We start from the raw sequence: 4,698 nt of genomic DNA, 5'->3' as shown, positions 1-4,698 counted from the left end.
GCCGGAGCTGGGGCGGCCCGCCGAGATGAACGCCCTGTTCTTCCTTGCGTCCGGCGACGGGCGGAAGCCGACCATGCTCCTCCTCCACGGCCTCCCCGGCAACGAGCGTAACCTCGATCTCGCCCAGGCGGTGCGGCGGGCGGGCTGGAACGTCCTTACCTTCACCTATCGCGGCGCCTGGGGCAGCGAAGGCACCTTCTCCATCCAGCACGCGATCGAGGATGCCGCCCGTGCGCTCGACTTCCTCCGTTCCGACCGAGCGGTTCGCGAGTTCAACGTGGACCGGAGCCGTATCGTCATCGCCGGCCACTCGATGGGCGGCTTCGCGGCGGCGGCGACCGCGGCGACCGACACCGTCGATACCCGCGCCGATGCGCCGCCGCCCGAACCGGCACCCCGGCCGATCGCCGGAAGCCCGCCGCCGCCGCCGCTCTATCACGTGCTGACGGAGAAACGCTTCCATCCGCTTGCCGGGCTGGTGCTGCTGGATGCCTGGGACATCGGCGCCTCGGCGGCGCAGCTGAAAGCCGCCGGCGCCGCCGGCCGCGCGGGCTTCATCGCCGCGTTCGACGATATCGGCCGCTCGCTCGGCCCGATCACCGCTGCCGACATAGCCGACGAGCTGATCCGCCGCGGGTCCGGCTGGAGCCTCGCCCCGCTCGCCCCCGCTTTGTCCCGCCTCCCCGTCCTCAACATCGCCGCCAGCATCGACGGCAACGCCGCCGAGATGCACGCCTTCACAGGCGCGATCGGCCGGTTCGGCCAGGCGAACGTCCATCATGTGGAGCTGAGAACCGACCACAGCTTCGCCGACACGCGCGTGGCGCTGGCCACGGAGGTGGTGAAGTGGCTGCAGGACTTGCCCCTTCCTAGAACATCTTCCGCAGACTGAAGGTCACCGTCCGTCCGAGCGGGTCGAGGTAGGCGGGCTGGTAGCTGAGCGGCGTCAGTCCGGCTGCGTCGCGCACCTCCGGGCGGCTGTCGAACAGGTTGGTGACGGCAAGGGTGGCCCTGAGGCCCCTCAGCCATTGCTCCTTCGGATAGCGCCTTCCGAGATCGGCGAAGAGCCGGAGGTTCACCGTCGCATAATCGGAGAAGCTGAGGTCTCCGGCCCTTCCTCCCGCCGCCGCCGGCAACCCGCTTACCCGCGTGCCGCTCTGCCAGTTCGCCGTGAGCTGCGCTCCGAGCCCCCGCTGGAACGCGCCGGCCTGGAATTCGAGCTCGTGCCTCGGCCTCCCGCCGCGGCTCCCGACCGCCGATCCGTCCAGGAGGTCGAGCACCGGAACGCCCTCCCGCACCAAAATCTCGTCCTCCAGGTGCCAGGTGTGGTAGAGGCTGAGGATCAGCCGGCTCATCATGCCTTCCATCCGGTTGGCCATCGGGCTGCCCGCTTCGGCCCTGACGATCCTGGCGCCGGGCGGCAGCTTCCTCTCGATACTGCCCAGTGAAGATCCGCTCATGAAGCGGACGTTCGCACCCTCCAATCCCGGCGGCAGCGAGCCGAGCGGCCTCGTGAAATTGACGCCCCAGCGCAGCTGCTCCTGGTCCGCGCGCTCGAAGTTCAGCGGCCGCCCGTCGATGCGGAGCAGCCGCCCGTCGGCGCCGCGCGTGAAGCGATCGGGGAATGCCGCCTCGATCTCCGGAGTGGCGATCGGGAAGGAGGCGATCTGGTCCCGGATCCTGCTCCTGGTGAAATCGATGCTGAGGGTGAGGTCGGTCTTCGGCCATGGCTTGGCCTGGAGGCCGAGGTTGAGGACATGGCGGTCGTCCGAGCGAAGCCCCGGATTGCCGCCCGAGATGCGAGTCACTTCCACCACCTCGCGGCGGGTGAAATCGTAGGTGCGCACGTTGGGCGTGACGATCAGCGGACTGCCCAGCTGCTCCACCGTCGGCGCTCCCTCCTCGTCCGTGACTGAAGCGTTGAAATTGAGCGCGGGCGCGGGCGACCAGTTGAGGCCGTAGCCGAGCGTCCTCAGCGTCCCGAAGTCCGAAAGCTCCTCCACCTCGACGTTGAAATTCACTGAGAGGGTGCCGAGCCACGGCAGCACCTTCTCGCGCCGGCTCGCCAGCGGCAGATCGAGGCTCGCCCGGACCCTGCCCCTGTCCCGCGACAGGTCGGCGCTCTGCTCCACGCCGCCCCGTAGCGAGCGGCTGCTGAAGTCGCGCGTCTCGAAGCCGCCATGGAAGGCGGCTGAGAGCGGACCGGCGGGGAGCTTCGCAAGCGCTCCGCTCGCCACCAGCTCGGCCCCTGCGAGCGCGTTCACCGAGCGCGCCCGGTCCGGCGCGCCGCCGCCGCTCGTCTCGGTCGAGGTGCTGGTGCTGGTCCGGTCGTAATTGCCGGTGAAGGACCACAGCCACTTGCCCATCTGCCCGCCGAGCGCGGTTCCGAGGTGGGCGACGCGGATATCCGTCTCCCGTTCGAGCGGGTTCGAGCGATCGAGCGTCCCGTCCGGGCTCCGGGCGAGGCCGAGCAGGCTCCTGCTCTCGTTTGCCTCGAACCGCCCGTTCAGGCTCGCCGAGACGTCGCCCAGCACGTTGCCGCTCGCCGTCCCGTTCAACACGAGCCGCTCGCTCGCCGGCACCAGCGTCCGGAAGCGCCCCACCTCCTCGCTCCCCGCCGCCTGCCGCACGTCCCGCTCGCTCTCCAGCAGCGCGCCCGACCGGTTATAATCGGCATCGACGCTCATCCGGGTATCGCCCACGATCCGCAGGTAATTGGCGTTGACCCCGCCCGTCTCGCGCCCGCCCTCCGTCGCCGCGCCGAAGGAGAGCTGGCCGATCCTCGAGCTGAACCGCTCCCAGGCGATCACGTTCACCACCTTCTGGTCGGCGCGGTAGCCGTATTTCAGCGCCAGCTCCTCGGGGAACACCTCCATCCGCTCGATCGCCTCGGGCGGGATCCTTGCGATCTCGGCATAGCTCGACACGCGCTTGCCGTTCAGCAGCACGACCGGCCCGCTCTCCTCCCGCCCGCGGTCGCTCGTCACCTGCGGCCCGAGCGCCTCGATCAGCTCGCCGATGTTGCTCGCGCCATAGGCCCTGATGTCGAGCGGGTTCAGCACGCGCTCCGGCTGGATGTCCCCGATCACCGATCCGTGCGGCCGCTGACCGGTGACCACGATGTCCTTCCCGTCTCCGCCGGCAGCCGGTGCGGCGGGCGGCCCATCGGGCAGCGGCGTGTCCTTGAACTGCTCCTCCAGCTGCTTCTGGATCTCGGGCGGCAGCGGCTTGCCGTCCGGCCCCATGAACCTCCGCACCGGCCGCGGCGCCTCCTCGCCCGCTTGCGGAGCCGGAGCGGGCGCCGGCGCCGTCACCTGCGCCTCGACCCCCGCCGAAGCCGCCCCCGCCATCAACACCGCCGCAAAAGCCCGTCCCCGCCGCATCATGTCCCCCCTTCTATTTTGTGACTACAGTTGTAGTCGCCGGAAGGCTGAATGCCGAGTGAACCGGCTGCCGGCGCCCACAAAAAGCGCACACGAACCAAAGAGGCACCTTGCACAATAGGAAATGTTCTGTTTCCGTTCGCGCTCAAGGAGCGACTCGATGCAGAACCCCACCGCCAAACCCGCCACCCGCCCCACCTACGTCGTCTGCGACCGCTGCCGAGCCCAGGGCTTCGCCGGCGAGGATCCGATCGCCGCGTTCGGCGCTTTGCTCGATTTCGAGCCCGTCCCCCGCCGCTCCAGCCGCGCCGACGGCTGGGACGCCGAGGTGCAGCGCGCCTTCATCGCCGCCTTGTCGCTCACCGGCTCCGACCGCGCCGCCGCCCGCGCCGTCGGCAGGGCGGCCTATGGAGTGACGCAGCTGCTCGCCCACGAGGGCAGCGACGGCTTCCGGGCCGCCCGCGAGGAGGCGATGGCGATGGCCGCCGACGAGCGCAGCCGCCGCCTCGCCGAGGGCGTCCAGGCCGTCTCGGCCGAGCAGGCCGGCTGGCGCCCCGCCGATCCGCCCTGGGCCGGCGCCGCCACCCGCCGCCCGCCCGAGCCCGAGCCCGAGGCCGAGGAGGACGACAGCCTCGAGGCGCGCGAGGCGTGGCTCATCCGGATGATCAACCAGTATCTGATGAAGCTTCAGCAGGAGCGGGACGCGAGGACCAGCGGCGAGATCGTCGCGGCCGATTTCTACCTCCGCCAGGCGACCTGGATCGAGGTTGCGCTCGATCTCCTGAGCGGAGACGCGATCCTGCTGCTCCGCGATTTCCGCCTCGGCGGATATAGCGCGCTCGAGATCGCCGAGACGACCTGTTCGAAGATCCTCGACGCCGCCCGCCGCGACCATTGGGTCGCCTGCGGAGACCCGCCCCGCCCCGAGATCGTGCCCCGCCGCCTGCTGAACGACCATGGCGGCTTTGCGACCGAACCCCTGGAATCCATCCGCGGCGGCCCCGCGGAATTCCGGAACGAGCAGAAGCAAGCCTACGAAGACGAGCACAGGCAGGCAGCCGCCGACCAAATCTTTTGGGAGGAGGCGGCGCGCCGAGACTATGAGGAACGACGCGCACGCGACGCTTCCTCAATGTCGAGAGACGCGGCCTGCCGGCCGGCGTGCCGAGCCGAAGGCGAGGACACGTTCGACGTCACGGATTCACGGCGAAGCACCGAGAGCAAGGCAGAAGATGCGCAGCAGCGCTCTGACTTGGTCGAGAGATGCGCAGCCGCGGCCGACGTGCGCTCGGAGAGCGACACGATCGACGCCGCG

At 70.1% G+C, this 4,698-nt stretch carries 2 protein-coding genes and 1 pseudogene; 2 read left to right on the top strand and 1 reads right to left on the bottom strand.

Going from position 1 to position 4,698, the window contains the following annotated elements; all coding sequences use genetic code 11:
* On the top strand, positions 1-892 hold an 892-nt coding region (locus tag VF662_RS14510; RefSeq protein ID WP_464142521.1), incomplete at its 5' end, for an alpha/beta hydrolase family protein.
* Here the strand turns inward: VF662_RS14510 and VF662_RS14505 are convergent.
* A complete protein-coding gene (locus VF662_RS14505) occupies positions 870-3,383 on the bottom strand; it encodes a TonB-dependent receptor (RefSeq protein WP_464142519.1) in 2,514 nt (837 codons plus the stop codon). The genes VF662_RS14510 and VF662_RS14505 overlap by 23 nt on opposite strands.
* Before the next feature lie 160 nt (positions 3,384-3,543).
* Here VF662_RS14505 and VF662_RS14500 point away from each other — a divergent pair.
* Positions 3,544-4,698, top strand: a pseudogene (locus VF662_RS14500) (hypothetical protein); the annotation flags it as partial.

Source organism: Allosphingosinicella sp. (assembly GCF_036387215.1).
Classification (GTDB): Bacteria; Pseudomonadota; Alphaproteobacteria; order Sphingomonadales; family Sphingomonadaceae; genus Allosphingosinicella.
Note: the sequence above shows the minus strand (reverse complement) of the source record. Positions and strands in the feature narration are given on the sequence as shown.

Bases quoted from the DNA above. Each gene is read 5' to 3' on its own strand.
- VF662_RS14505 (WP_464142519.1), bottom strand. From the start codon at position 3,383: ATGCGGCGGGGACGGGCTTTTGCGGCGGTGTTGATGGCGGGGGCGGCT.